The sequence below is a fragment of the Herbaspirillum sp. SJZ107 genome (assembly GCF_006715485.1).
Taxonomy (GTDB): Bacteria; Pseudomonadota; Gammaproteobacteria; order Burkholderiales; family Burkholderiaceae_D; genus Telluria.
The window spans coordinates 509,861-535,988 of the sequence record NZ_VFNH01000002.1; the positions used below are offsets into that span (position 1 = coordinate 509,861).

Below are 26,128 nucleotides of genomic sequence, written 5' to 3' on the forward strand. Positions count from 1 at the left end.
CCCTGCCTCCGCAGGGGCGACGGGGTGGTGTGCAACGGTGTCCGGTGTCTAGTCGTGCTCATCTTCCGATACCGGAATCTTCTCGACCAGCAGCACGTGAATCTGCCGCGCATCGGCACGCAGCACCTCGAAGCGCAGGTTCTCGAGGTCGAACACCTCGCCCTTGTGCGGCATGCGGCCCAGGTGGCTGGCGACCAGGCCGCCGATGGTGTCGACGTCGTCTTCCGGCAGGTCGACGCCGATCTCTTCGTTGAACTGGTCGATCTCGGTCAGCGCCTTGACGCGCCAGCGCGGGCCGAACTGGCCTTCCTTGATGGAGAGGACGTTGTCTTCTTCCTCGTCGAAGTCGTATTCGTCCTCGATGTCGCCGACGATCTGTTCCAGCACGTCCTCGATCGTGATCAGGCCGGCCACGCCGCTGTATTCGTCGACGACGATGGCCATGTGGTTGTGATTGGCGCGAAAGTCGCGCAGCAGCACGTTCAGGCGCTTCGACTCCGGGATGAAGATCGCCGGGCGCAGCATGTCGCGCACGTCGAAGGATTCTTCCGCGTAGTAGCGCAGCAGGTCCTTGGCCAGCAGGATGCCGACCACCTTGTCGCGCTCGCCCTCGATGGCCGGAAAGCGCGAGTGCGCGGTTTCCAGCACGATGGGCAGCCATTCCTCGATCGGCTTGGTGATGTCGATGACGTCCATCTGCGAGCGCGGCACCATGATGTCGCGTACCGACAAATCGGATACCTGGAACACGCCCTCGATCATGGAGAGGGCGTCGGCGTCGATCAGGTTGCGTTCATGGGCGTCGTGCAGGACTTCGAGCAGCTCGGCGCGATTTTCGGGCTCAGGGGAGATCAGTGCGGTCAGCCGTTCAAACAGCGACCGGTGGGTTTTGCCGTCCGTGCGGACGTCAGAAGGGTGCTCGGGCATAGTTGGCGTAAAGCCGTTGTTGCGATGGGCGTTAGGATACACCAAAAGTCAGAATGCCTGTTTTTTATGCAGTCCGTGTGAGTAAAACCACAGTGCCGAGCGGCCTTCCGGCAAGCGCGTTATGCTTGTCACGTTGTTCATTATTCGTGCGTCATCTAATAGACAAGGAGACTCGCCCCATGCCTGCCCTGAACGTCAATGGCACCACCACCAATCTCGACGTCCCCGACGACATGCCCATCCTGTGGGCCTTGCGGGACGTGCTCGGCCTGACCGGCACCAAGTTCGGCTGCGGCGTCGCGCTGTGCGGCGCCTGCACCGTGCACCTGGACGGCCAGGCGATCCGTTCCTGCGTGACACCGGTGTCGGCAGCGGCCGGCAAGAAGATCACGACCATCGAGGCGATCGGCAACGATCCGGTCGGCGCCAAGGTGCAGCAGGCGTGGCGCCAGATCGACGTGGTGCAGTGCGGGTATTGCCAGTCGGGCCAGATCATGTCGGCCACGGCGCTGCTGCACGCGACGCCGAAGCCGAACGATGCCGACATCGACAATGCAATGGCGGGCAATATCTGCCGCTGCGGCACCTATGGCCGGATCCGCAAGGCCATCAAGATCGCTGCTGCCTGATAAAGGGGAACTCACATGATCAAGGAACCCCAGAACAAAGCGCCGGTGTCGACGTCGCGCCGTGGCCTGTTGAAAGCCGGCGCCGTCGCCGGCGGCGGCCTGGTATTCGGCTTCTCGCTGTTCGGCTGCGAAAAGAAACCCGAAGGCGACCGCAAGGAAGCCCCGCCCGAGAAAGCCGTCGGCCAGGCCGCCACCGCCGCCAGCGGCGATGCGCCGGGCCTGGCGCACGACGCCTTCATCCGCATCGACCGCGCAGGCATCGTCACCCTGATCGTCCACAAGGTGGAGATGGGGCAGGGCACCTTCACCTCGATGCCCCAGTTGCTGGCCGAGGAACTCGGCGCCGACCTCACCAAGGTCAAGCTGGAACAGGCGCCGGCCAACAACAGCCTGTACGCCGACGCCCTGCTGGGCGGCCAGGTGACCGGCGGCTCGACCTCGGTACGCGCCGCCTGGAAGCCGCTGCGCGAAGTCGGCGCCAAGGTGCGCACGGTGCTGGTGCAGGCGGCCGCCAAGAACTGGAACGTCGACCCGGGCGAGCTGAAAGTCGTGGGCGGCACCATCCGCCACGAGGCGTCGAACCGCTCGGTGCATTTCGGCGAAGTGGCCGAGGCGGCCTCCAAGCTGAGCTTCCCGGCCACCGTGACACTCAAGAACCCGGCCGACTTCACCCTGATCGGCACCTCGCAGAAGCGCCTCGACTCGGCCGCCAAGACCGACGGTTCGGCGCAGTTCGGCATCGACGCGCGCCTGCCGGGCATGGGCATCGCGGCGGTGGCCGCGTCCCCGGTGCTGGGCGGGAAGGTGGCGGCGGTGGACGAGCAGAAGGCGATGGCCGTCAAGGGCGTGCGCCAGGTGCTGCGCCTGGAAGGTGCGGTGGCGGTCGTCGCCGACAACTTCTGGGCCGCGAAACAGGGCCTGGCCGCCGCCGCGCCGCGCTTCGACGACGGCGCCAACGCCAAGGTCAGCACGGCATCCATCGTGGCCGACATGGCAAAGGTGTCGGAAGGCACCGGCGCCGTCGCCAGGAACGATGGCGATGCGCTGAAGGTGCTGGGGCAGCAGGATGGACGCCGCATCGACGCCGTCTACGAACTGCCATTCCTGGCGCACGCGACCATGGAACCGATGAATTGCACGGTCGACCTGCGCAACGGCGAGTGCCACCTGTGGGTCGGCACCCAGGTGCCGGCGCTGGCCCAGGGCGCGGCGGCCAAGGTGGCCGGGCTGCCGGTCGAGAAAGTCCAGGTGCACAATTTTTATATCGGCGGCGGCTTCGGGCGCCGGCTCGAAGTCGACAACGTGATCCAGGCGGTGGCGCTGGCCAAGCTGGCCAAGGGCCCGCTGAAAGTCATCTGGACGCGCGAGGAGGACATGCAGCACGACATGTACCGCCCCTATTATTATGACCGGCTGTCGGCCCGGATCGACGACAAGGGCATGCCGGTCGCGTGGTTCCACCGCGTGACCGGGTCTTCGATCATGGCGCGCTTCGCGCCGCCGGCGGTCAAGAACGGGGTCGATCCGGATGCGGTGGAAGGCGCGGCCGACCTGCAGTACAGCATTCCCGCGATGCGCGTGGAATACGTGCGCCATGAACCGCCGGGCCTGGCCACCGCGTTCTGGCGCGGCGTGGGGCCGACCCACAACGTGTTCGTGGTCGAGAGCTTCATCGACGAGCTGGCGTATGCGAGCAAGACCGACCCGGTCGCGTTCCGGCGTTCGTTATTACAAAAGTCGCCGCGCACGCTGGCGGTGCTGAACCTGGCGGTGGACAAGGCCGGCTGGGGCAAGCCGCTGCGCCCGATCGCCGGCCGCAAGATGGGACGCGGGGTGTCGACCCAGTTCGCCTTCGGCAGCTACATGGCGCAGGTGGCGGAAGTCTCGGTCGGCGCCGATGGCGACGTGCGCGTGCACCGGGTGGTGTGCGCCGTGGATTGCGGCCAGAACATCAACCCGGACACCATCGTGGCGCAAATGGAGGGCGGCATCGTGTTCGGCGCCAGTGCGGCGCTGTGGGGGCAGGTCACGCTGGACGGCGGCAAGGTGCAGCAGACCAACTTCGGCGATTACCGGGTGATGCGCATGAACGAGGCGCCGGCGGTGGAGGTGTACATCGTGAACAGCCGCGACGAGCCGGGCGGGATCGGCGAGCCGGGGACGGCGGGGGTTGCGCCGGCGCTGGCGAATGCGGTGTTTGCGGCTACCGGGAAGCGGGTGCGCAAGCTGCCGATCGGGGAGCAGCTCAAAAAGGCATAAACCGGTCGTTGACATAAAAACCGTCATTCCCGCGAAGGCGGGAATCCAAGTTTGTCGGCAGATCGCGCAAATTGGATTCCCGCCTGCGCGGGAATGACGTTGTTTCAGAGCGCGGCTGATATAGCCGCAACGATTTATGCGTCGTACTCGGCGTAAGGATCCGGATACCCGAGCGCCTCCATGATGTCGCGCTCCAGCTGCTCCATCTCCTCGGCCTCTTCATCGTTCTCGTGGTCGAAGCCCTGCGCATGCAGCACCCCGTGCACCACCAGGTGCGCCACGTGTTCCTCGACCGTCTTCTTCTGCTCGTCGGCTTCGCGCTGCAGCACGTCGGTGCACAGCACGATGTCGGCCTGCGTCGGTTCGTCGTCGGCGATCTCCGCGCCTTCGTTGTAGGCGAAGGTGAGGACGTTGGTCGCGTAATCCTTGCCGCGATACTCTTTGTTCAGGCTCTGGCCTTCTTCGGCGTCGACGAAGCGGATCGCCAGTTCGGCCGGGCCGAGCAGCGAGGCCTGCACCCAGCGTTCGATCATCGCAGGTGTGATGTCGGCTTCCAGGCGGGTGTCCGGGTACTGGACGTCGAGGTCGAGATTATGTTTTTTTTCTTGCATTTCGGGTCACGGTTGCAGTCTTGGGCAGGGCGCCGATCTCCTGGATCGACGCCGCTTTTTCATAGGCGTCGACGATGCGGCCCACCAGCGGGTGGCGCACCACGTCGGCGCTGGAGAAGTGGGAGAAGGCGATGCCGCGGGTATCCTTCAGCACGTGCATCGCATCGGCCAGGCCGCTGCGCTGGGTCTTGTGCAGGTCGACCTGGGTGATGTCGCCGGTGACCACGGCCTTGCTGCCGAAGCCGATACGGGTCAGGAACATCTTCATCTGTTCGACCGTCGTGTTCTGGGCTTCGTCCAGGATCACGAAGGCGTGGTTCAGCGTGCGCCCGCGCATGAAGGCCAGCGGGGCGATCTCGATCACCTGTTTCTCGAACAGCTTCTGCGTGCGGTCGAAGCCGAGCAGGTCGTACAACGCGTCGTACAGCGGACGCAGGTAGGGGTCGACCTTTTGCGCGAAGTCGCCCGGCAGGAAGCCGAGGCGCTCGCCGGCTTCCACGGCGGGGCGGGTCAGGATGATGCGTTTCACCGCATCGCGCTCGAGCGCATCGACCGCGCATGCCACCGCCAGATAGGTCTTGCCGGTACCGGCCGGGCCGATGCCGAAGCTGATGTCGTGCTCCAGCACCGCCTTCAGGTACTGGATCTGGTGCGGGGTGCGGCCGCGCAGGTCGGTGCGGCGGGTCTTCAGCGTCGGGCTGACCAGTTCGTCGTCGGAGGCGGCCTCGTCGCCATCCTCGGCGGACGCGGCGGCGGCCGATGCCGTGGCGCCCGGTTCCTTTTTCGGCGCGTCGGCCGGTTCGGGAATCGTCGGCTTCAGGCCGGCGCGCTGTTCGACCAGCGCCAGCTGCACTTCCTCGATCGGCACGACCTTGTCGGCCACGGCATAGAAGCGTTCGAGCAGCTCGACCGCGCGCTCGGCATTGCTGCCGCTGACGATGAAGCGCTCGCCGCGGCGGAAGATGGTCACGTCAAGCGCGGCCGAGATCTGGCGCAAATTCTCGTCGAGCGGGCCGCACAGGTGGGCGAGCCGGGTGTTGTCGAGCGGCTCGGGGACGAAATACGAAGGCTGGGTAGGCGTCTGGGTTTTCAACTGGCTTTTGCTATCGTCTCAATGCTGGCGACCAGGTCGCCACGCAGGCTGTAATCCAGGCTTTCGGTGATGCGCACGTCGACCAGTTGGCCGATCAGCGCGTCGCCGGCTGCGCCCGGGGCGAAATTCACTGCACGGTTGTTTTCCGTGCGGCCTTGCAGTTCGGGTTGTCCATCGGCGTTGACGCCTTTCTTGGACGGCCCTTCGACCAGGATGCGCTGGACCGTACCGACCATCGCGGCGCTGGTCTTGCGGGTGTTGGCGTCGATCAGCGCCTGCAGGCGCTGCAGGCGCGCCAGTTTCACTTCATGCGGCGTGTCGTCTTCCAGGCTGGCCGCCGGCGTGCCGGGGCGCTTGCTGAAGATGAAGCTGAAGCTGTTGTCGAAGCCGACGTCTTCCACCAGCTTCATCATCGCTTCGAAATCGGCGTCGGTTTCGCCCGGGAAGCCGACGATGAAGTCGGACGAGATCGCGATGTCCGGGCGTACCGCCTTGATGCGGCGGATGATCGATTTGTATTCGAGGCCGGTGTAGCCGCGCTTCATCGCCTGCAGGATGCGGTCGGACCCGTGCTGCACCGGCAGGTACAGGTGGTTCACCAGCTGCGGGATCTTCGCATAGGCGTCGATCAGGCGCTGGGTGAATTCCTTCGGATGGCTGGTCACGAAGCGCAGGCGCTCGATGCCGGGGATCTCGGCCACGTATTCCAGCAGCAGGGCGAAGTCGGCGATGTCACCGTTTTCCATGATGCCGCGGTAGGCATTCACGTTCTGCCCCAGCAGCATGATTTCCTTGACGCCCTGGGCGGCCAGGCCGGCGACTTCGGTCAGCACGTCCTCGAAGCGGCGCGACACTTCCTCGCCGCGGGTATACGGCACCACGCAGTAGCTGCAGTACTTGCTGCAGCCTTCCATGATCGAGACGTAGGCGATCGGGCCGTCGACCTTGGCCGGGGGCAGGTGGTCGAACTTTTCGATTTCGGGGAAGCTGATGTCGACCTGGGCTGCGCCGGTGTGGCGGCGCAGCTGGATCATCTGCGGCAGGCGGTGCAGGGTCTGCGGGCCGAACACCATGTCGACGTGGGGCGCGCGCTTGACGATGGCTTCGCCTTCCTGCGATGCCACGCAGCCGCCGACGCCGATGATGAGCTCAGGTTTGGCGCGCTTGAGTTCCTTCAGGCGGCCGAGGTCCGAAAAGACTTTTTCCTGGGCCTTTTCGCGGACCGAGCAGGTGTTGAACAGGATCACGTCGGCATCGTCCGGCGTGTCGGTGCGCACGAGTCCGTCGGAGGCGCCGAGCACGTCCGCCATCTTGTCCGAGTCGTACTCGTTCATCTGGCAGCCGAAGGTCTTGATGAATACTTTTTTCTGCATGAAGGCTTGTTCTGGTCGTAAAGCTTTGACAAGTGGGATTCAGTTTACCGTAAATCGGAAATACGCCCGGTAAAGCGGCGTGCGCCCGGTATGAATTGTCCCGCGGAATTGATAATTTCTATAAGTTAAAACAGATACAGTCAGTTACATTGTTAATTCTTGAAATCTTATTGCCAACTGTTATCTTAAAGTTGCCTGTGCGACTCGAACTAGTTTCCTCTTGTAAATCAATAAGTTCCTGCGCAAAGGCAATTGCAAAAATTTGTCCAAAAAAACTCTTGCGTGCGCCACAATCTGTCACCATGTGCTGAAATGACTATGTGACAAGCTTTCCGGACGATAGCTTGATTTCGACCAATGCATTTCGTGCTCGGGTCGAGGGTGGAACCCTCGTATGAGTTTGATAATTTGTTCGAAAGGCAAGTGCGTGCTGGAAGCTAGTTTAGGGTCCCGAAAGGCTTTTCGAGGTATCCGAAGTGTATTAGGGAGCGCACGCGGCCCGGTAGCGTTTTCAAGCGCGATCCGGGAACTTAAGTAGACGAAAACTGGTCCTTAACGAAACTTCGTAAAGGAACTATTTTAACCACTCACGAGGTAATCATGGCACATCACGCACTGTCATCGCAGGAAAGCTACAACCCGAACCACTTGCTCGATATTCTGCTCGGCAAGATGCAACTGAAGAACGACGCCGCGCTGTCGCGCATGCTGGAAGTCGCTCCGCCGGTCATCAGCAAGATCCGTCACCACCGCCTGCCGGTCGGCGCTTCGCTGCTGATCCGCATGCACGAAGTGACCGGCATGAGCATCCGCGACCTGCGCGACCTGATGGGCGACCGCCGCACCAAGTATCGCCTGTCGGACGCCCAGGGCCGCCCGAAACCAGAAGAAAAAGCTGCACAGCTGGCTGCCCAGCAAGCTGCACAGCAAGCCCAGCCGCAAGGCCAGGAAGCGCAAGGCAACGACAAGTCGGGCAACTATGCGCACTAATGCCGAGGGCATGACAGGCGGTTCTGTCATGCCTGAGGCGCAACCCGGCGGGAGGCTTGGGTTTTTCCGGCCCAGGCTTCCTTCCGTCACCGCATGATCGGGCCATCCGGCATCACGCCGCCATGATGGCCGACATTTCCTCGCATTGCCGTTCCGTCTCCTGGAACAGGTACCCGTAAGCTTCCTCGTTCAATCCCATCGCTTCCCAGGCCACCGCAGACACTGGCGGCACCAGCTCGTCCTCGGCGCCGGCGATGTCGAGCGCATGCACGATCGCATCGGCCACGTGCACGATCGCGGCCAGCATCCCGGCGCCCGGCGTGTCCGGCGCATGGTGACGCGCAATGGCCTGGCGCATGACGTCGGAAAAATGCCAGTGGTTGGCCAGCGCCACGCCGGCATCGACATGGTCGACACCCAGTACCGCACGCTCGGCCTCGATCAGGGGGCAATCGTGCTGGCGGCGCCACGCAAGCACGGCGCTGTAAGCGTCCGGATGACTGCATACGAGCACAAGTTGACCCAGATCATGCAATAAGCCTGCTGTAAAAGCGACATCCTGGTTGAAACGCATACGCCGAGCCAACGCCCGGGCACAGACGGCGCTGGCGCTGGCATGGCGCCAGAAAGCCCTGTCGTTAAAGCCAGGGCAACGTCCGGTCGGAAAGCACCCAGTCACCGCCGCCGCGGTGATCAGGTTGCGCATGGTCTGGAAGCCGAGGAAAGTGATCGCCTGCTGGATCGTCGTGACCTTGACCTGCAGGCCGAAGGCCGAGGCATTTGCCAGGCGCAAGGTCTTCGCGGTCAGGGCCGGATCGAGCGACACCTTCTTTGCCAGTACCGAAATATCGATATCGTCATTTTCCAGCGTGCCCAGCAGGTCCAATACGACGGCCGGCGGCGAGGGCAGGTCGTGGAGGCCCTCGACCAGCTGTTCAGGTGCAAGCTTCATGGCCGGTGCTCCGTTTCCCCCGCAGCCGCCACGCGGTAGCTTTCCATGCAGCGGCGCAAGGCGCGCGTCGCCGCGTTGGCAGAATCGTTGCGCAGGTGGTGGCGGAACAGGTAATCGAGGCGGGCTTGCTGCGCCGTCGATGGCGCGGGATGGGGTGCCGGAGCTTGGTCGGCTGCACTCATTCTTTCCTCCTATCAATATATTTATATTATCACCCACGACGAGTCAGGGAAATCGGGTCAACAGCAGCGCCTGGCGATATGTTGTATTCTCGTCCGGCTTTGCCCTCGCAAAGACCGTTATCCTGAACCGATAGAGACTTCACATGAAACTGTATTTCAGCCCCGGCGCCTGCTCGCTTTCTCCCCACATCGTCCTGCAGGAAGCAGGCCTGGACTTCACACTGGAGCGCGTCGACATCCGTGCGCGCCAGACCGCCGGCGGCGCCGACTTCCTCACCATTAACAGCAAGGGTTATGTGCCGGCGCTGGAACTCAAGGACGGCACCGTCCTGACCGAAGGCCCGGCCATCGTCCAGTTCATCGCCGACCTGGTGCCGGACCGCCAGCTGGTCCCGGCCCACGGCACGCTGGAACGCTACCAGGTGATCGAATGGCTGAATTTCATCGCCACCGAAGTGCACAAGGGCTTCGGTCCGCTGTTCCGCCCGAACGCGACCGAAGACATGAAGGAAGCGGCGCGTAGCAACCTGGGCAATCGCCTGGGCTGGATCGCGGCGCGCCTGGATGGCCGCGACTTCCTGATGGGTTCCCGATTCACCGTAGCCGACGCCTACCTGTTCACCGCGCTGGGCTGGGCAGCCTTCGTCAACTTCGACCTGGCGCCATGGCCGGCCCTGGCTGCCTACCAGCAGCGCGTCGCCAGCCGTCCGGCCGTGCAGCAGGCACTGCGAGCGGAAGGCTTGCTCAATTAAGTAAAATATAAGGGTGCGCATGTGCCGTGCGGTCGCGCGGCAAGGTACCATGCGCGCCATGACCAGCAAACGCTACATTGCCCTGCTCAGGGGTGTGAATGTCGGGCGAGCAAAACGCATCGCCATGGCCGACCTGCGCAAACTCATCGAGGATCTCGGCTATACCGAGGTACGCAGCGTCCTCAACAGCGGCAACGTGGTGTTCAGCGGGTCGGCGCGGCCGCAGGCCGAGGTGGCCGCCGGCATCGAGGAAGCGCTGGTGCTCAAGCTCGGCGTCGCGGCGCGCACCCTGGTGCTCGACGGCGCCGAACTGGCCGCGATCATGGCCGCCAACCCGCTGCTCGACCAGGCGCCCGACCATGCGCGCCTGGTCACGTTCATTTTGTCCGACCCGCTGTCCATGCCCGACACGCTGCGCGCGATCGAGACGCTGTGCCACCAGGACTGGCGACCGGGCGCGCTGGCGCTGGGCGAGCGCGCCGTCTACGTCTGGTGTCCGGACGGCATCCTCGATAGCGCGGCGGCAGCGGCGCTCGGCAAGCTGCTGGGCGACGCGACCACCTCGCGCAACTGGACCACGCTGCTCAAGTTGCATGCGCTGTCGGGCGCAGCGGCAGCGTAATTTCCTCAGGGCTTGATTTCGCCGAAGCCGGCGCCATTTATAGTGCATGGCGGCGATCGTGCCGCCTTGCCTTGTTTCTTCATTCGAATTTTTCGCTGCTGTCGCGGCTGGCCCGGTAACCGATCAGCACCAGGCCGACCAGCATCATGGCAAGCACCTCCGGCTCGGGCAGTTCGGACATCGACGCCGGCGGCGTCACCGGCTGGTTGCGCGGTACCGGCGCCAGATCCGCCACGCGCACGCCGGCGCCGCTGCCTGGATGGGCAAGATCGCCGAGATCGACGATGGCGGCCCGCGCCGCACCGCTGAACAACAATGACAATAGACCGAGTGCTGCAAGCGCATGAGGTTTCACGATCATTCCTTCGCAGTGTCTGCCTGCCCTGCAACGATGTACCCCGGTGCGGTCACGGCTGCCGTCAGCGCCGGCATCCAGTCCACCGCTGCCTCATTGAGCATAGCAAAAAATGCGCAGCGCATCCGACTCGTTTTGCACGGTCCAGGTCTCGTTACAGCTTGTCAAAATTAATCTTCTTCAAATAGAAAAAATACAATTCTCCGTAGCGAAGAGTTTTATAAAAATGATAAAAAGCTGCGCATTCTTTGCATTTTGTTTAGTTTGATTATTGAAAAGCCAAGGAAAAGCAATGCTAGATCAATAGCAGATGTTGCGGCTCAAAATTTTTTCGGCGCACGGTATACACCTCCCTTTTTTTTGCGAGTATAGTCTCCCTAAACCTATTGCCCGCCGGCATCGAAACATTAGCAAACGCACATGTTTGCGCATCACCGCGGTTCCGCACCGCTGCCTTCCACGTCCAGCCGGCATCACGAAGGCAAGCAAGACCCGACGCTGCATCCAGGCCGTACCAAGCGTTTCAGCAATATCACGCACCCTTTTTGTTTTATAGAGTACCGATATGCCCAATTTCGCTCGAATCCAAATTGCCTTCAAGAACGTGTACGTTCGTATCCTGACTGCGGTGCTGCTCGGCATCCTGACGGGATGGGCAATTTACAAGGCTGACATTCCGCAGGACACCGCCCCGGTCGTCCATTCGCAGAACATTGCCGAAATCACCCAGCTGGCCGCACAGAAGGACCGCCTGGACTACCTGCTGGTAGCCAAGCCGCTGTCCGATTCGCCACGCTATGTTTACAAGTTCAAGGACGCGCCGCAATTGCACGTTGTGAAGGTGCCGAGCACCTCGCACCTGTCGCTCGAGCGTGAGGTCCTGCTGAAGAATGCGATCCCGTATTCGATTGCCAAGGACGATTTCCTGAACACGCACAAGGCGGTGATGGAAGAAGAGGGCGAAGGCTTTGCCAGCAACGCCATCGAATTCCTGAAGCGCCATGCGCTCGACCTGACCGTGCTGGTGGCGATCCTGTACTTCATGAAGTTCGGCATCCCGGGCATGAACGGCGGCGCCCAGATGATCGCCCCGGACAAGCTGAAAGGCAGCATGGACGATCTGATCGGCATGGAAGACATCAAGCAGGAAGTGCTGCACCTGGAAGACATGATCCGCAACCGCGACCTGTACCAGGAACACAATATCGACAAGCCGTTCAACGTCATGCTGACCGGTCCGGCCGGTACCGGCAAGACCAAGCTGGTGGGTTACCTGGCCAAGCGCCTCAACATTCCGCTGATCCAGGCGTCCGGTTCGGCACTGGAATCGGGCTACGTCGGCGGCGGCTCCAAGGCCCTGAACGCCCTGTACCGCAAGGCTTGCGCCAAAGGCAAGTGCATCATTTTCCTGGATGAAGGCCAGAGCCTGTTCATGCCGCGCGGCCGCAGCGAAAAGAAATGGGAAGACGACACCGCCAATACCCTGCTGGGCCTGCTGGACGGCGTGAAGAGCGACAAGGGCCAGGGCGTGATCTGGGTGATCGCCTCGAACTTCGACGATGCCTCGACCGAGATGGACGAAGCGATGCTGCGCCGCTTCTCGGTGAAGATCAACTTCCGCCTGCCGAACAAGAACGAGCGGCGCGAATTACTCAAAAGCTTCCTCGCCAAGAAGAAGGACGGCCTGGTCGACTGGAACAACCTGGATCTCGACCAGGTCGCGGAAATCACCCAGAACCTGAGCCCGGCGCTGCTGGAAACCGTGGTCGAACGCGCCTCGATGCTGTCGATCCAGGAAAAGGCGATCATCGATACCGATCTGCTGTTCCGTGCCTACGAGCGTGCCACCATCGGCCTGACCGACCGTGCCACCACCGCCGAAAAGCACAAGCAGCGCGAGCGTATCGCGGTGCACGAACTGGGCCACTTCTTCATGCAGATCGACCCCTATCTGCGCGCCGGCATGAGCCTGGCCGAAGTGAAGGAAAAATCGCACCTGCTGAAGATCAGCACCGAAGCGGTGTCGAAGATCGGCGCGCTGGGCTACGTGCTGCAGTCGGGTGAAGACATGTCGCTGCGCACCCTGGAAGAGCTGGAGCGCGACGTGGTCGGCCTGTACGGCGGCGTGGCGGCGGAAGAGCTGTTCTACGGCGCCCGCGGCATCTCGGTCGGCAGCCAGAACGACATCGAGAAGATCACCAAGATGCTGAACCTGATGGTCGGCCGCCTGTCGATGTACTCGCGTGCCAAGATCGACTACAGCCAACTCGGCAACGACGCCAGCGGCGAGCACACGCTGCGCCAGGTCGAGGAGAAGTCGGATGAGCTGTACAGCTACACGCTGGACGCGATCCGCGACTACCGCGACGTGATCGTGGCGATCAAGGACACGCTGCTCGACCAGTACGTGCTGTCCAAGGATGCCGTGTTCGCGCTGCTGGAAGAGCACCACGATGCCCTGCAGGCCGGCCTGGCGCACCAGCGTCACGCCAACCTGAAGCTGTGTGCCGAGGAAGCCGTGGCCTGAGCCGCAAGCAAGATTGATCGAATAGCCCGGGCAGGCCGGGGTTGGAGCGGCGGACAGCGATGTCCGCCGCTTTTTTTACGGCCGCGCCGCCGCCACGTCGGCCCGCAGCGCGCGCAGCACCTCGTCCGCCTCCGCCAGGAAGTGGCTGGCCACCCGCAGGGGCAGGGCGCATTCGCCGCCGGCCTGCGCATCGTCCGCCGCGGCCGCTCCCGGGTGCGGCAGGGCGGCAGCGGGCTGGTCAGGGGCGTCGAGCATCGTGGCCACGCCATCCAGCGCGTCCCCGAGCGTACGCGTGCCCGCCTGTAGCGGCGGTGAGGGAAGGATGCAGGCCGCCTGCCCAAGCGCCAGGCCGTGGAAATGGCGGATGCAATAGGCGATGCGCGACAGCCGGTCGAGCTGGCGCCGGCGGTGTGCCTTCGATGCCGGATAGGCGGTGCCGGTGACGGGGCCGAGCGACGCGCGCAGGGCCGCCAGCTTGCGGTCCAGCTCGCGCACCGCATCCCAGGGCGGGCGCGGCGCCTCCGCCAGCGCCGCGCGCAGCAGGCCGCTCGCGCTACGCAGCAGTGCCGCGCTCTTGCCGTTGGAGTCGTCCTGGGTGTGCACGGGCAGCACCAGCCGTGCGCTCAGCACTGCGCTGGCCGCACCGGCCACGGTTTCCGCGAGCCGCAGCACCAGCAGGCCTTCGCTGTCCATCCCCATCAATTCGTAGACCATGGCCAGCATCGCGGTCAGCAGCACCGTGTAGACGTTCTGCAGCCCGCGGAAGGCATAGAAGCCGGCCGCGATGAAGGCGAACAGCAGGCCGAGCTCGAGGCCGCGGCTGCCGTGCGCGAACTGGGCGACCGTCACCCCGAGGCACAGGCCGGCAATCGACGCCAGCACCTGGCGCCAGGCGCCGGACAGTGTCTGGCCGATGGTCGCGGTGCGCGTGAACACGACAAAGGCCGCGAACACCGACCAGTACCAGTGCGACGACGAGATCGCGTGCCCGGCCACGATCGCGCCCAGTGCGGACACGCTCGCCTGCAATGCCCTGCGCGTGGTGTCGTCGAGCCAGGGGTGCCTGCGCGGCGCCGGCCCGGGTAGCGTCTGCGGTTGTTGTACCGGGGGCGGTTTGCCCTCGTCGCGGGTCGCGGGCGGGGCCTGGCGCCAGGGTGGCTCGCAGGCCAGCGTGCGTGCCGCGCGGTCCAGGCGCCAGCCCTGTTCGTCCGTCAGCCACGCTTGGCCCCCGTCCCGATCCGCCAGGTCGGCGGCATCGCCACGATGGATGGCGGCCCCCAGGGCGCGCAGCCGTTGCGCCAGCACTGGGCGCGCATCGTCCGCACAGCTGCGCGCGACCGCGGCGATGGCTTCCAGCGCCAGTTCGCAGCCCAGGACCCGGCGGCGCAGTTCGGCGCCGCCGGGTCGATCGTCCGCGCACGCACCGGCGGGATCGGCAAAGCCGGCCAGGCGCGATTCCAGGCCCAGCGATTGCGCATTGAGCGCGGCCAGGTGGGCGTCGATGCGCGCCTGCCCGGCCTTGCTGTCGCGATCCAGCCAGCGTGCCAGGTCATGCAGGCAGGCTTCGATACGCGCGCGAAAGGCGCGCAATTCGCTGTGTACCATCCGGCCCGGGTGTTCCGGCACCAGGTGGAAGTGGACGCCATAAGCGATGGCGCAGCCGGCCAGCACGAAGGGCGGGAGCCACAGGATCTTGTCCGGCGGCGTCTTGAACAGCAGCGCATAGAAGAAGGACTGGTAGGCAATCGTGCCCAGGGCGCTGCCGCGCGGGCCGAAGCGGCGCGCTTCGAAGGCCGCGAAAATGGTGGCCAGGAACAGGGCACCGCTCAGCCAGGGATTGTCGGCCACCAGCGCGCCCACGACGAGGGCCGCACTGGCCACTACCGGAATCCACGCCATCGTCACCTGCTGCTGGCGGCGCCCCGGGTCGCCCATCGCGACCACCGCGATCATCGGCACCACGATGCCGGCGAGCGACAGCTTGTAGTCCAGGTCCAGCCAACGGGTGAGAAGCAGGAACATGCCCGCGCACAGGGCGGCCGTCAGCACGGCACGCAGGCCGCTGCGCCAGCGCTCCAGCGAAGGATCGGACGCGAGCAGGCGGTTGAACAGGTAAAGCGGATAAGCGGATGGGTGGCGGTTCATGTCGGCTCGAACATGGGCCGGGCTGTGCTGGCGAGCCTCTACTGTACAAGACGACAAGAAAGACCTTCGCACGGCTGACGCGGCGAACCGTCGATCGCCACGCAGCCGGTGCAGGACATCGGCAAGCGCCGATCGTCACGGCATCAATGCGCCGCCGCGGCGGCGTGCGCCAGGCCTTCCATCACGTGGCGCGTCATGCTGCGCGCCAGTTCATGCTCGCCCACCAGCACCGTGCCGCCGGTTTCCTCGCGCAGCAGGCGCGCCTCTTCCTCGTTGTGGGTCCGCACCAGCACCTTGATGCCGGGGTTCAGCACTTTCGCGGTCTCGATCATGGCGCGCACGTGGAAAGTGTCGGGCGTCGCGATCACCAGCATCGCGGCGCGTGCGATGTGGGCCTGGATCAGCACCGCCGGCTCGGCTGCATTGCCGGCCACCGCCGGCTGGTCGCGCCGGCGCAGGTCTTCGACCATCTCGCGGTTCTGCTCGGCCACCACGAAGTGGACGCCCTGGCGCGTCAGCTCTTCGGCGATGCGCCGGCCAACGCGGCCATAACCGACCAGCACCACCTGGTCGGTCAGGCGCTCATGGGTGACCGTGGCCGGCAGTTCGGCCAGCGGGTCGGGCGAACGCTCCATGTGGCGCGCGTGTGCCGAGCGGGCGCGCACCCAGCGCTCGAGCGGCGCGATGGCCTTGAACATCACCGGGTTCACCGCGATCGAGACGATGGCGCCGGCCAGGATCAGGTTCTGGCCGAGTTCCGGCAGCAGGCCGAGCGACATCCCCAGCGCCGCCAGGATGAACGAAAATTCGCCGATCTGGGCCAGGCTGGCGGATACCGTCAGCGCGGTATTCAGCGGATAGCGCAGCACCAGCACCAGTACGAAGGCGGCCAGCGATTTGCCGAACAGGATGATGGCCAGCACGGCCAGCACCTGCAGCGGGTGCTCGACCAGCACGCGCGGGTCGAACAGCATGCCGACCGAGACGAAGAACAGCACCGAGAAGGCGTCGCGCAGCGGCAGGGTTTCCTCGGCCGCGCGGTGGCTCAGCTCCGATTCGCGCAGCACCATGCCGGCAAAAAAGGCGCCCAGCGCGAACGACACGCCGAACAGGTGCGAGGAACCGAACGCGATGCCGACCGCCGCGGCGATCACGGCCAGCGTAAACAGCTCGCGCGAACCGGTCTTGGCCACGCGCCACAGGAACCACGGGAACAGCTTGCGCCCGACCACCAGCATGAAGGCGACAAAGGCGCCCACTTGAAGAAGCGTCCAGCCCAGCGTGGCCCACAGCGAGGCACTTGGGTCGCCGCTGGTCTTGCCGCCCAGCGGGCCGGCCAGCGCCGGCAGCAGCACCAGCACCAGCACCGTCACCAGGTCTTCGACCACCAGCCAGCCGACCGCGATGCGGCCGTTGAAGGAATCGAGCTGGCCACGGTCTTCCAGCGCCCGCAATAACACCACCGTGCTGGCCACCGACAGCGCCAGGCCGAACACCAGGCCGGCACCCATGCTCCAGCCCCACCAGTGGGCGACACCGAGGCCGAGCAGGGTCGCCACCGCGATCTGCAGCACCGCGCCGGGCAGGGCAATGCCTTTCACTTCGAGCAGGTCGTCGAGCGAAAAATGCAGGCCGACGCCGAACATCAGCAGCATCACCCCGATCTCGGCCAACTGGGAAGCCAGCGCGACGTCGGCCACGAAGCCGGGCGTGGCCGGGCCGATGATGACGCCGGCGGCGAGATAGCCGACCAGGGCCGGCAGGCGCAGCCGCACGGCGAGCATGCCGAGCAGCAGGCCGAGTCCGAGGGCGGCGGCGATGGTGGTGATCAGACTGATGTTGTGATCCATGCGGGGGTGGCCTCCTTGTCAATATTCCGCGACAGTATAAGGGACGATGGCGCCCCGGACCCAGAAAAGACCTGAAATAGCTGAAAATACCCATGTTTTCCACCTCGAACGCAGCAAATGATCGCAAATCGACGCAGGATGGGTAGTCCGGTGCAGCGCGCGATCCGGTGCGGCGCGCCGATTCCGTCCGGCCTCGTCTAGGATAATGGCGTGAGCACAACATCCAACACCGCAAATAACCACGCCAAGCGCATCGAGCTGCGCAAGTCGAAACAGCTGGCGCTGGCCTTCTTCGCCGGCGCCGCCGTCCTGTTCCTCATCTCGCTGTTTTTACCCCCGACCTGGTGGAGCGGCCTCCTGAAAGCCTTTGCCGAGGCGGCCATGATCGGCGCGCTGGCCGACTGGTTCGCGGTGGTGGCGCTGTTCCGGCGCATCCCGATTCCGATCGTGTCGCGCCATACCGAGATCATCCCGGCCAACAAGGCGCGCATCGCCGACAACCTGGCCGCCTTCGTGCACGAAAAATTCCTCGACACCGATTCCATCGTCGGCCTGATCCAGCGCCACGATCCGGCCGGGCAGGTGGCCGATTGGCTGGTCAAGCCGGCCAACACCGAACTGCTGGGGAACTACCTGGTGCGCATGAGCGGCTGGGCGCTCGACTTCATCGAAGACGCCGCCGTGCAGAACTTCATCCGGCGCGCAATCCACACGATGGTCCAGCAGGTCGACCTGTCGAAGACCAGCGGCGCACTGCTCGAGAGTTTTACCCGCGATAACCGCCACCACGAACTGCTCAACGAAGGCATCGACCAGCTGGCCAAGCTGCTCGCCAACGAAGAGACCCAGGCCGTGATCGCGCAGGGCATCGTCGACTGGCTGCGCGAGGAATACGCGTTCATGGAGCGCATGCTGCCCTCGGACATGATCGGCAGGAAGGGCGCCGACCTTACCGTGCGCATGGCGTCCGGCATCCTGAACCGCGTCAGCGAAGACATGCAGCACCCGCTGCGCCAGCGCTTCGACGCCTTTACGCGCGAGTTCGTCGAGCGTCTCAAGACCGACCCCGCCTTCCTCGAAAAGGGCGAGGACATCAAGCGCCACCTGATCGGCGACGCCACCCTGAACGGCTACATCGGCTCGCTGTGGGGCGACCTGAAAGGCTGGATCAAGCGCGACCTCGATAGTGACGATTCGGTCCTGCGCACGCGCATCGTCGCCACCGGCGCCTGGGTCGGCCGGATGCTGGCCGACGACCCGCAGCTGCGCGCCTCGCTCAACGCCAACCTGGAGCTGGCGGCGCGCGGCGCCGCGCCCGAATTCGCGGGCTTCCTGACGCGCCACATCGCCGACACCGTCAAGCAGTGGGACAGCCGCGAGATGTCGGAACAGATCGAACTCAACATCGGCAAGGACCTGCAGTACATCCGCATCAACGGCACCATCGTCGGCGGTTTGATCGGCGTGCTGCTGTACCTGTGTTCGACCCTGCCCGTACTGTTGCGCTGAACAATCGGAACAGCTCATGCGTGCGGCGTGAATTGTTAAAAAGCTTATATAGTAAGGACACTATATTTTTAGAACCGAGACAGGGCCCTCGATGCGTTTACGCGCCGTTTTCATCCCGATCCTCGGCATGGCAGCCGCAACGGAGACATGCTCGGCGGCGCCGCTCCAGGACGCTTTACACGCCTATGGCATCCAGGCCTGGCACATCGGCCGCCTGTGGAACTTCACGTTGGGATTGTGCGTGCTGGTCTTCAGCGCGGTTGTCGCCGCCTTCCTGTTCGCCTTGTGGCGCGCGCCGCGCAGCGATGCTCAGACGCCGCCCGACCTGAGTTCGCTGGAGCGGCCCGAGCGCCGCATCCACCGCACCGTGGCCTGGGCCGCCGGCCTGGCCACCCTCGGGCTGCTGGCGCTGCTCGCGGCCGACGTCTTCACCAGCCGCGCGCTGGGCCGCCTGCCGCTGCAGGACGCCGTCAACATCGAACTGATCGGCCACCAGTGGTGGTGGGAAGCGCGCTATCTCGATCCCGATGCGAATCGCCAGTTCACCACGGCCAACGAGCTGCACATCCCGGTCGGCCGCCCGGTCATCGTCACGCTGCGCAGCGACGACGTGATCCACACGCTGTGGGTGCCCAACCTGCACGGCAAGCGCGACATGATCCCAGGCCGTACCGCCACCATGCAGTTCCGTGCCGACCAGCCGGGCACCTACCGCGGCCAGTGCGCCGAATTCTGCGGCCTCGAACACGCGATGATGGCGCTGCTGGTCGAGGCCGAGCCGAACGCGCAGTACGAAGCCTGGGCCGAACGCCAGCGCCAGCCGGCGCCCGCACTTGACGCCGGACCCGCGGGCGACGCCGCGCGCCGCGGCCGTGCGCTGTTCCTGGCGCACTCCTGCGCGCGCTGCCACACCATCAACGGCACCGGCGCCACCGCGGCGATGGGCCCCGACCTGACCCACCTGGCCGGACGCAAGACCATCGCCGCCGGCATGCTGCCGAACGACACCAAGCACCTGGCCAGCTGGATCCGCGATCCGCAAACCCTGAAACCCGGCGTCTACATGCCGGTCAACCGCATGCGCCCCGATGAACTGCAAGACCTGCTGGCCTACCTGGAGACTCTCAAATGACGGCGCCGCGCCTCGATGCCAAGGATGCTGCAATGCTCGAACAGACCTGGCGCGACCCGCCGGGCCTGCGCGGCTGGTTCTCGGCCATCAACCACAAGACCATCAGCCTGCGCTTCATGATCACGACCTTCGTGTTCTTCGTGCTGGGCGGGCTGCTGGCGCTGGCGATCCGGCTACAGCTGGCCGGTCCGGACGGCAAGATCATCGGCGCCGACCTGTACAACCAGTTGTTCACCATGCACGGCAGCACCATGATGTTCCTGTTCGCGGTGCCGGTGATGCAGGCGGTCGCCACTTACCTGGTGCCGCTGATGATCGGCGCGCGCAGCGTGGCCTTCCCGCGCATGAACGCCTTCTCCTACTGGATCTTCACGCTGGGCGGGATCATGCTGTTCGTCGCCTTCTTCCTGAACGTCGGCCCGGATGCCGGCTGGTTCGCCTACGTGCCGCTCTCCAGCCTGCAGTACTCGCCGACCAAGCGCGTCGACATCTGGGCCCAGATGATCACCTTCACCGAGATGGCCGGCCTGATGGAAGCGATCGTCCTGATCACCACCATCCTCAAGATGCGCGCACCGGGCATGACGCTGAACCGCATGCCGCTGTTCGTCTGGGCCATCCTGGCGACCTCCTTCATGGTGCTGTTCTCGATGCCGGCGGTGATGCTGGCCAGTACCGCATTGATCACCGACCGGCTGGTGAATACCCAGTTCTACAATCCGCTGAAAGGCGGCGACGCGCTGCTGTGGCAGCACCTGTTCTGGTTCTTCGGCCACCCGGAGGTCTACATGATCTTCATCCCGCCGCTGGGCTTCATCTCGAGCATCGTCGCCACCTTTGCGCGCCGTCCGATCGTCGGCTATCCGGCGATGGTGCTGTCGGTGGTCGCTACCGCCTTCCTCGCCTTCGGCCTGTGGGTGCACCACATGTTCGCGACCAACCTGCCGGAACTGGGCAAGACTTTCTTTACCGCCGCCAGCCTGATGATTGCAATCCCGACCGCGCTCCAGATCTTCTGCTGGATCGCCACGCTCTGGACCGGGCGCCTGAACCTGCGCACGCCGCTGCTGTTCGTGCTGGCCTTCTTCGTGATCCTGGTGGCCGGCGGCCTGACCGGCCTGATGCTGGCCTCGGTCTCGCTCGACACCCAGCTGCACGACAGCCACTTCGTGGTCGCCCACCTGCATTACGTGCTGATGGGCGGCGCCGTGTTCCCGCTGTTCGGCGCCTTCTATTACTGGTTCCCGAAGTTCACCGGCCGCATGCTGAATGAAAGCCTGGGACGCTGGAACTTCTGGCTGTTCTTCATCGGCTTCAACCTGACCTTCTTCCCGATGCACGTGCTCGGCCTGCAGGGCATGCCGCGCCGCGTCTACACCTATCCGGCGGCAATGGAGTGGGGCAGCCTGAACTTCGCCGCCACGGTCGGGTCCTTCATGATCGCCGTCAGCGTGCTGCTGTTCATCATCAACGTGCTGCGCAGCCGCCGCCACGGCGAAGAGGCGGGCAACGACCCATGGGGCGCGGGCACGCTCGAATGGAGCATCGCGTCGCCGCCGCCGGCCGGCAACTTCGAGATGGTGCCGGTGGTGCATGCGCGCGATCCGCTGTGGGAACCGAAGCGCCTGCCCTCGCACGTGACCGGCCTGGCCAACGACTACCGCGAGATCCTGGTCACCTCGGTGGCCGACGCGGAGCTCGATCACCGCCTGTGGCTGCCGTCGTCCTCGCTGGCACCCTTCGTCACCGCGCTGGCCACCACCGTCCTGTTCGTCGGCTCGATCTTCACGCCCTGGGCCGTGGTGTGGGCCGCGGTGCCGGTCGCGGCCGGCGCCACCTGGTGGTTCTGGCCGAAGAAGGACATCGTCGAGCAGCGCACCGGTTCCGAAGTCAGTCCGTACGATGTGGAGGTGGAATCGTGAGCGCAGTGCAGGAAAAGGACAAGGAAAAGGACGCGCTGCTCGACGTGAAGGGGCTGCCCACCTTCGGTTTCGGTCACCGCAGCCCGATGTGGTGGGGCACGATGGGCCTGGTGGCGATCGAGAGCACCGTGTTCGCACTGGCCATCATGTCCTACTTCTACCTGCGCAGCCATGCCGGCGCCTGGCCGATGAGCGGTCTGCCGCCGGACCTGCTGTGGGGCACCGTCAACACCGGCATCATCGTGGCCAGCATGGTCCCGAACCACTTCGCCAAGCGCGCCGCCGAGCGCCTCGACCTGAAGAAGGTGCGGCTGTGGATGACCGTGTGCATGCTGGTGTCGGTCGCCTTCCTGGCGGTGCGCGTGTTCGAGTTCAAGACCCTGAACACGCACTGGGACAGCGATGCCTACGGCTCCATCGTCTGGATGCTGATGGGCCTGCACACCACTCACCTGATCACCGATGCCTACGATTCGCTGGTGCTGACGGTGCTGATGTTCACCGGCCCGCTGGAAGGCAAGCGCTTCGTCGACGTCAGCGAGAACGCCGGCTACTGGTATTTCGTGGTGCTCAGCTGGATCCCGATCTATGCCGTCATCTACTGGGGCGCACGCATATGAAACTCCCCAACTGGCCCGCGCTGCTGCTGGCGCCGTCGCTGGCGCTGGCCAGCCAGTCGGTCATCTATGCGCTGGTGACGCCCTCGTGCAAGGGCCAGAGCACGCTGGCGCTGCACGCCGTATCGGCCGTGACGCTGCTGGCCTGCCTCGCATTCACCTGGATGGCGCGGCATAACTGGAAGGCGGCACCGGCGCCGCAGCCAAACGACGCGGCCGCGCGCCGGCCATTCTTCATCGCCATGGTGTCTTGCGTGGTCGGCGCGCTGTCCTGCCTGGTGATCGCGGCCATGTGGTTCCCGCAATGGGTGCTGTCGCCGTGCGCAAGCTGATTCTTCCGGTCCTGCTGCTCGGGCTGCCGGCCGCGCCGGCACTGGCGCACGACGTGAATGGCAACTACCTGAGCTGGGGTGCCGAACCCTGGGTGTCCGCCTGCCTGGCGCTGTCGCTGGTCTGGTATGTGCAGGGCATGCTGCGCCTGTGGCCGCGCGCGCGCAAGTCGCGGCCCGCGCTGCTGCGCCAGTTCGCCTGCTTCGGCGCCGGCTGGGCGCTGCTGCTGCTGGCATTGGCCTCGCCGCTGGACAGCGCCGGCAGCTACGGCTTCTGGGCGCACATGGTGCAGCACGAAGTCCTGATGATCGTCAGCGCGCCGCTGATGGTGCTGGGGCGGCCGTTCGGGGTCTGGATCTGGGCGCTGCCGTCGGCATGGCGCGGCGGCGTCGGCAAGGCCACGCGCTGGCGCTGGCTCGCCTGGTGCTGGGACATGATCACGCGCCCCATGCACGCCTGGCTGATCCACTTTGCCGCGCTGTGGGTGTGGCACGTGCCCGCGCTGTTCCAGGCCGGCCTGGTCGACAACGACATCCACGCGCTGCAGCACGCCAGCTTCCTGTTCAGCGCCCTGCTGTTCTGGTGGGCGGTGCTGGGCCAGCACGGCATCCACCATTCGCGCGGGGCCTCGATCGTCTACCTGTTCACGACCATGATGCATACCGGGGCGCTCGGGGCGCTGTTCACGTTTTCGGAAGCGGTCTGGTATCCGCTGTACGGCGACCGGCCTGCGCTGTTCGGCCTGACGCCGCTCGAAGACCAGCAGCTGGGCGGCTTGATCATGTGGATCCCGGGCGGGCTGGCCTACGTGATCGCGGGGCTGGTGCTGGGGGCGCGCTGGCTGATGCCGGATGAGCGTAAGATCGTAGGCATCATCAATCGGAGGCCGCCATGAACCACGCATCGAACGTACCGCAGGTCGAACTCGCGCGCTACCTGGTCCCGATGGACGCCAGGCTGGCGCAGGGCTGCCTGGTCGCCGCCGGCATTCCCGCCGTGCTGGCCGACGCCAACCTGGTCCAGACCGACCTGCTGCTGGCGCCGGCCCTGGGCGGCGTCGGCATCCTGGTCCCGGAAGACGTCCTGCGGCGCGCCGAAGCCGTGCTGGCCGCCTACGAGCGCGGCGAGTTCGCGCTGGACGAGGATGCGGACGTGGGCGAACCGGATTTACGCTGACAGCTTCTGCATTTCCGCATACAGGTCGGCCTTGCCCTCGAAGCCGATGCCCGGCAGGTCCGGCATCGTGATGAAGCCGTTCTCGACCTGTACGCCATCCGGGAAGCCGCCGAAGGGCTGGAACAGGTCCGGATAAGATTCGTTGCCGCCCAGGCCCAGGCCGGCCGCGATGTTCAGCGACATCTGGTGCCCGCCGTGCGGGATGCAGCGCGAGCGCGACCAGCCGTGCTGGTGCAGCATGTCGAGCGTGCGCAGGTATTCGACCAGGCCGTACGACAGGGCGCAGTCGAACTGCAGCCAGTCGCGGTCCGGGCGCATGCCGCCGTAGCGCACCAGGTTGCGCGCATCCTGCATCGAAAACAGGTTCTCGCCGGTGGCCATCGGCTTGTCGTAGTAGTTGCGCAGGGTGGCCTGCAGCTCGAAGTCGAGCGGGTCGCCGGCTTCCTCGTACCAGAACAGATCGTACTGCGACAGCGCCTTGGCATAGGCGATCGCGGTGTCGAGGTCGAAGCGGCCATTGGCGTCCACTGCCAGCTTCTGGCCGTCGCCCAGCACCGACAGGATGCTGTCGATGCGGCGCAGGTCCTCGTCCAGCGAGGCGCCGCCGATCTTCTTCTTGACCACCGTGTAGCCGCGGTCGATGTAGCTGCGCATCTCGTCCTTCAGCTTGCCGTGGTCCTGGCCCGGATAGTAATAGCCGCCGGCCGCGTACACGAATACCTTGCGCTCGGGCGTGCCCTTGCCGTAGCGCTCGGCCAGCAGCTGGAACAGCGGCTTGCCTTCGATCTTGGCCACCGCATCCCACACCGCCATGTCGATGGTGCCGATGGCCACCGAGCGCTCACCGTGGCCCCCCGGCTTTTCGTTGGTGAACATCGCGTCCCAGACCCGGTGCGGGTCGAGGTTGTCGCCCTTGTCGTCCAGCAGCGAGGCGGGATCGGCTTCCAGGATGCGCGGGATGAAGCGTTCGCGCATCAGCTTGCCCTGGCCGTAGCGGCCATTCGAATTGAAGCCGTAGCCGACCACCGGCTTGCCGTCGCGGATGACGTCGGTGACCACCGCCACCAGGCTCAGCGTCATCTTGCTGAAGTCGATGTAGGCGTTGCGGATGGGGGAGCTGATGGGCAGGGTTTGTTCGCGGATCTCGACGATTTTCATGATGGACTCGGTGGTGCGGTTGAGGAACCACCAGCATACGCCGCAGATCATTGCCTATAATTACCGAATGGTGAATTGATTAGTTACTGCAAATGAATAATGACGCGGCTTCCGAGATGGAATTCTTCGTGCTGGTGGCGCGCCACGGCAGCCTGGCCGCGGCCGCGCGCGCGCTCGACCTGACGCCGCCGGCGGCCACCAAGCGCCTGGCCCAGCTGGAAGCGCGCCTCGGCGTGCGCCTGGTCAACCGCACCACGCGCCGCATCAGCCTGACGGGCGAGGGCGAGACCTACCTGGCCCATGCGACCCGCATCCTGGCCGACATCCGCGCCATGGAAGACGAAGTCGCCGGCGCCGGCAGCACCTTGCGCGGCCTGTTGCGCGTCAACGCGACGCTCGGCTTCGGCCGCACGACGATCGCGCCGCTGCTATCGGCGTTTGCCAGGCGCCATCCGGAAATCGAAGTGCAGATGGACGTGACCGACCGCCCGGTCGACCTGGCGGAGCAGGGCTTCGACCTGGCGATCCGCTTCGGCGCACCACCCGACCAGCGCCTGAACGCGCGCCGCGTGATGTCCAACCGGCGCTTCCTGTGCGCCTCGCCGCTGTACCTGGAGCAGCATGGCACACCGGCGACGCTGGCCGATCTGTCGGCCCACCGCTGCATCCTGCACCGCCAGAACGACGACGCTTACGGCATCTGGCGTTTTACGCACGAGGGGAAGGACGACGTGGTCAAGGTGCACGGTGCCATGTCCAGCAACGACGGCGACATCGTGCTGGGCTGGGCGCTGGACGGGCACGGCATCCTGATCCGCTCGGAGTGGGACCTGGCCAGGTACGTCGAGAGCGGACGCCTGAAGATCGTACTGCCGGACTATGCGCTGCCGTCAGCGGATTTGTTCGTCTATTACCTGGAGCGCAGGCACCAGGCGGCGCGGACGCGAGCGTTCATCGATTTCCTGGTTGAGTATTTCGGCAAGGACTTCACGCCGGCCGCCCGCTGAGGCCTCAGCG

At 65.0% G+C, this 26,128-nt stretch carries 24 protein-coding genes; 14 read left to right on the forward strand and 10 right to left on the reverse strand.

Annotated features, from left to right (window positions below; translation table 11 throughout):
• Positions 1 to 48: 48 nt before the first annotated feature.
• Entirely contained in the window at positions 49 to 927 is an 879-nt protein-coding gene (locus FBX97_RS11995; protein ID WP_141831873.1) for an HlyC/CorC family transporter, read from the reverse strand.
• 179 nt (positions 928 to 1,106) lie between these two features.
• Here FBX97_RS11995 and FBX97_RS12000 point away from each other — a divergent pair, with 179 nt between their 5' ends.
• On the forward strand, positions 1,107 to 1,556 hold the full coding sequence (locus tag FBX97_RS12000) for a (2Fe-2S)-binding protein (RefSeq protein ID WP_141831875.1): 450 nt from the start codon (positions 1,107 to 1,109) through the stop codon (positions 1,554 to 1,556).
• A 15-nt stretch (positions 1,557 to 1,571) separates the two neighbouring features.
• Positions 1,572 to 3,815 (forward strand): xanthine dehydrogenase family protein molybdopterin-binding subunit, encoded by a 2,244-nt coding sequence (locus tag FBX97_RS12005; protein ID WP_141831877.1) that lies wholly within the window; start codon positions 1,572 to 1,574, stop codon positions 3,813 to 3,815.
• Between the two features lie 134 nt (positions 3,816 to 3,949).
• On the opposite strand, the gene ybeY is transcribed toward FBX97_RS12005, so the two are convergent.
• The 3 genes from ybeY to miaB are packed head-to-tail and all read right to left on the reverse strand — an operon-like array spanning position 3,950 to position 6,892.
• Positions 3,950 to 4,426 (reverse strand): rRNA maturation RNase YbeY, encoded by a 477-nt coding sequence (gene ybeY, locus FBX97_RS12010; protein ID WP_141831879.1) that lies wholly within the window; start codon positions 4,424 to 4,426, stop codon positions 3,950 to 3,952.
• A complete protein-coding gene (locus FBX97_RS12015) occupies positions 4,407 to 5,519 on the reverse strand; it encodes a PhoH family protein (RefSeq protein WP_141831881.1) in 1,113 nt (370 codons plus the stop codon). Before FBX97_RS12015 ends, ybeY begins: the two co-directional genes overlap by 20 nt.
• Complete coding sequence (gene miaB / locus FBX97_RS12020; protein ID WP_141831883.1) at positions 5,516 to 6,892, reverse strand: tRNA (N6-isopentenyl adenosine(37)-C2)-methylthiotransferase MiaB; 1,377 nt, start codon at positions 6,890 to 6,892, stop codon at positions 5,516 to 5,518. Before miaB ends, FBX97_RS12015 begins: the two co-directional genes overlap by 4 nt.
• A 600-nt stretch (positions 6,893 to 7,492) precedes the next feature.
• Here miaB and FBX97_RS12025 point away from each other — a divergent pair.
• Positions 7,493 to 7,882, forward strand: a complete 390-nt coding sequence (locus FBX97_RS12025; protein WP_141831885.1) for a hypothetical protein — start codon at positions 7,493 to 7,495, stop codon at positions 7,880 to 7,882.
• 112 nt (positions 7,883 to 7,994) lie between these two features.
• Here the strand turns inward: FBX97_RS12025 and FBX97_RS12030 are convergent, their stop codons facing one another.
• Together FBX97_RS12030 and FBX97_RS12035 are read right to left on the reverse strand one after the other, a co-directional pair.
• Positions 7,995 to 8,834: an HDOD domain-containing protein gene (locus tag FBX97_RS12030; protein WP_141831887.1), complete on the reverse strand. Its 840-nt coding sequence runs from the start codon at positions 8,832 to 8,834 to the stop codon at positions 7,995 to 7,997.
• Complete coding sequence (locus FBX97_RS12035; RefSeq protein ID WP_141831889.1) at positions 8,831 to 9,016, reverse strand: hypothetical protein; 186 nt, start codon at positions 9,014 to 9,016, stop codon at positions 8,831 to 8,833. Before FBX97_RS12035 ends, FBX97_RS12030 begins: the two co-directional genes overlap by 4 nt.
• 143 nt (positions 9,017 to 9,159) lie before the next feature.
• Here FBX97_RS12035 and gstA point away from each other — a divergent pair, with 143 nt between their 5' ends.
• Both gstA and FBX97_RS12045 read left to right on the forward strand, forming a co-directional pair.
• Positions 9,160 to 9,768, forward strand: a complete 609-nt coding sequence (gene gstA, locus FBX97_RS12040) for a glutathione transferase GstA (protein ID WP_141831891.1) — start codon at positions 9,160 to 9,162, stop codon at positions 9,766 to 9,768.
• 49 nt (positions 9,769 to 9,817) lie between these two features.
• A complete protein-coding gene (locus tag FBX97_RS12045) occupies positions 9,818 to 10,390 on the forward strand; it encodes a DUF1697 domain-containing protein (RefSeq protein WP_255517436.1) in 573 nt (190 codons plus the stop codon).
• A 79-nt stretch (positions 10,391 to 10,469) separates the two neighbouring features.
• Here the strand turns inward: FBX97_RS12045 and FBX97_RS12050 are convergent, their stop codons facing one another.
• Entirely contained in the window at positions 10,470 to 10,745 is a 276-nt protein-coding gene (locus FBX97_RS12050) for a hypothetical protein (RefSeq protein WP_141831895.1), read from the reverse strand.
• Between the two features lie 565 nt (positions 10,746 to 11,310).
• Between FBX97_RS12050 and FBX97_RS12055 the strand changes: the two genes are divergently transcribed.
• Positions 11,311 to 13,272, forward strand: coding sequence for an AAA family ATPase (locus FBX97_RS12055; protein ID WP_141831897.1), 1,962 nt, complete (start codon positions 11,311 to 11,313; stop codon positions 13,270 to 13,272).
• Between the two features lie 75 nt (positions 13,273 to 13,347).
• Here FBX97_RS12055 and FBX97_RS12060 read toward each other — a convergent pair whose 3' ends face one another.
• Both FBX97_RS12060 and ybaL read right to left on the reverse strand, forming a co-directional pair.
• Complete coding sequence (locus FBX97_RS12060) at positions 13,348 to 15,417, reverse strand: FUSC family protein (RefSeq protein ID WP_141831899.1); 2,070 nt, start codon at positions 15,415 to 15,417, stop codon at positions 13,348 to 13,350.
• Between the two features lie 143 nt (positions 15,418 to 15,560).
• Positions 15,561 to 17,267, reverse strand: coding sequence for a YbaL family putative K(+) efflux transporter (ybaL, locus tag FBX97_RS12065; RefSeq protein ID WP_141831901.1), 1,707 nt, complete (start codon positions 17,265 to 17,267; stop codon positions 15,561 to 15,563).
• 210 nt (positions 17,268 to 17,477) lie between these two features.
• Here ybaL and FBX97_RS12070 point away from each other — a divergent pair, with 210 nt between their 5' ends.
• From FBX97_RS12070 to FBX97_RS12100, 7 genes are all read left to right on the forward strand, one after another.
• Positions 17,478 to 18,776, forward strand: a complete 1,299-nt coding sequence (locus tag FBX97_RS12070) for a DUF445 domain-containing protein (RefSeq protein WP_141831903.1) — start codon at positions 17,478 to 17,480, stop codon at positions 18,774 to 18,776.
• 127 nt (positions 18,777 to 18,903) lie between these two features.
• Positions 18,904 to 19,908 carry a cytochrome c oxidase subunit II gene (gene coxB, locus FBX97_RS12075; RefSeq protein WP_255517437.1) on the forward strand — a complete coding sequence of 335 codons (1,005 nt, stop codon included), beginning with the start codon at positions 18,904 to 18,906 and terminating at the stop codon, positions 19,906 to 19,908.
• Positions 19,905 to 21,830, forward strand: a complete 1,926-nt coding sequence (ctaD, locus tag FBX97_RS12080) for a cytochrome c oxidase subunit I (RefSeq protein WP_141831907.1) — start codon at positions 19,905 to 19,907, stop codon at positions 21,828 to 21,830. The genes coxB and ctaD overlap by 4 nt, the downstream gene beginning before the upstream one ends.
• A complete protein-coding gene (locus FBX97_RS12085) occupies positions 21,827 to 22,450 on the forward strand; it encodes a cytochrome c oxidase subunit 3 (RefSeq protein WP_255517438.1) in 624 nt (207 codons plus the stop codon). Before ctaD ends, FBX97_RS12085 begins: the two co-directional genes overlap by 4 nt.
• Positions 22,447 to 22,779, forward strand: coding sequence for a hypothetical protein (locus FBX97_RS12090; protein WP_141831909.1), 333 nt, complete (start codon positions 22,447 to 22,449; stop codon positions 22,777 to 22,779). The genes FBX97_RS12085 and FBX97_RS12090 overlap by 4 nt, the downstream gene beginning before the upstream one ends.
• Complete coding sequence (locus FBX97_RS12095; RefSeq protein ID WP_141831911.1) at positions 22,752 to 23,672, forward strand: cytochrome c oxidase assembly protein; 921 nt, start codon at positions 22,752 to 22,754, stop codon at positions 23,670 to 23,672. Before FBX97_RS12090 ends, FBX97_RS12095 begins: the two co-directional genes overlap by 28 nt.
• Positions 23,669 to 23,953 (forward strand): DUF2007 domain-containing protein, encoded by a 285-nt coding sequence (locus tag FBX97_RS12100; protein WP_141831913.1) that lies wholly within the window; start codon positions 23,669 to 23,671, stop codon positions 23,951 to 23,953. The genes FBX97_RS12095 and FBX97_RS12100 overlap by 4 nt, the downstream gene beginning before the upstream one ends.
• Here FBX97_RS12100 and FBX97_RS12105 read toward each other — a convergent pair.
• Positions 23,945 to 25,111: a mandelate racemase/muconate lactonizing enzyme family protein gene (locus tag FBX97_RS12105; protein ID WP_141831915.1), complete on the reverse strand. Its 1,167-nt coding sequence runs from the start codon at positions 25,109 to 25,111 to the stop codon at positions 23,945 to 23,947. The genes FBX97_RS12100 and FBX97_RS12105 overlap by 9 nt on opposite strands.
• Positions 25,112 to 25,203: 92 nt before the next feature.
• Here FBX97_RS12105 and FBX97_RS12110 point away from each other — a divergent pair, with 92 nt between their 5' ends.
• Positions 25,204 to 26,118, forward strand: coding sequence for a LysR substrate-binding domain-containing protein (locus FBX97_RS12110; RefSeq protein ID WP_141831917.1), 915 nt, complete (start codon positions 25,204 to 25,206; stop codon positions 26,116 to 26,118).
• The last annotated feature ends 10 nt before the right edge of the window (positions 26,119 to 26,128 follow it).

Bases quoted from the DNA above. Each gene is read 5' to 3' on its own strand.
- FBX97_RS11995 (WP_141831873.1), bottom strand. From the start codon at position 927: ATGCCCGAGCACCCTTCTGACGTCCGCACGGACGGCAAAACCCACCGG.
- FBX97_RS12000 (WP_141831875.1), top strand. From the start codon at position 1,107: ATGCCTGCCCTGAACGTCAATGGCACCACCACCAATCTCGACGTCCCC.
- FBX97_RS12005 (WP_141831877.1), top strand. From the start codon at position 1,572: ATGATCAAGGAACCCCAGAACAAAGCGCCGGTGTCGACGTCGCGCCGT.
- ybeY (WP_141831879.1), bottom strand. From the start codon at position 4,426: ATGCAAGAAAAAAAACATAATCTCGACCTCGACGTCCAGTACCCGGAC.
- miaB (WP_141831883.1), bottom strand. From the start codon at position 6,892: ATGCAGAAAAAAGTATTCATCAAGACCTTCGGCTGCCAGATGAACGAG.
- FBX97_RS12025 (WP_141831885.1), top strand. From the start codon at position 7,493: ATGGCACATCACGCACTGTCATCGCAGGAAAGCTACAACCCGAACCAC.
- FBX97_RS12030 (WP_141831887.1), bottom strand. From the start codon at position 8,834: ATGAAGCTTGCACCTGAACAGCTGGTCGAGGGCCTCCACGACCTGCCC.
- FBX97_RS12035 (WP_141831889.1), bottom strand. From the start codon at position 9,016: ATGAGTGCAGCCGACCAAGCTCCGGCACCCCATCCCGCGCCATCGACG.
- gstA (WP_141831891.1), top strand. From the start codon at position 9,160: ATGAAACTGTATTTCAGCCCCGGCGCCTGCTCGCTTTCTCCCCACATC.
- FBX97_RS12045 (WP_255517436.1), top strand. From the start codon at position 9,818: ATGCGCGCCATGACCAGCAAACGCTACATTGCCCTGCTCAGGGGTGTG.
- FBX97_RS12055 (WP_141831897.1), top strand. From the start codon at position 11,311: ATGCCCAATTTCGCTCGAATCCAAATTGCCTTCAAGAACGTGTACGTT.
- FBX97_RS12060 (WP_141831899.1), bottom strand. From the start codon at position 15,417: ATGAACCGCCACCCATCCGCTTATCCGCTTTACCTGTTCAACCGCCTG.
- ybaL (WP_141831901.1), bottom strand. From the start codon at position 17,267: ATGGATCACAACATCAGTCTGATCACCACCATCGCCGCCGCCCTCGGA.
- coxB (WP_255517437.1), top strand. From the start codon at position 18,904: ATGGCAGCCGCAACGGAGACATGCTCGGCGGCGCCGCTCCAGGACGCT.
- ctaD (WP_141831907.1), top strand. From the start codon at position 19,905: ATGACGGCGCCGCGCCTCGATGCCAAGGATGCTGCAATGCTCGAACAG.
- FBX97_RS12090 (WP_141831909.1), top strand. From the start codon at position 22,447: ATGAAACTCCCCAACTGGCCCGCGCTGCTGCTGGCGCCGTCGCTGGCG.
- FBX97_RS12095 (WP_141831911.1), top strand. From the start codon at position 22,752: ATGGGTGCTGTCGCCGTGCGCAAGCTGATTCTTCCGGTCCTGCTGCTC.
- FBX97_RS12100 (WP_141831913.1), top strand. From the start codon at position 23,669: ATGAACCACGCATCGAACGTACCGCAGGTCGAACTCGCGCGCTACCTG.
- FBX97_RS12105 (WP_141831915.1), bottom strand. From the start codon at position 25,111: ATGAAAATCGTCGAGATCCGCGAACAAACCCTGCCCATCAGCTCCCCC.
- FBX97_RS12110 (WP_141831917.1), top strand. From the start codon at position 25,204: ATGAATAATGACGCGGCTTCCGAGATGGAATTCTTCGTGCTGGTGGCG.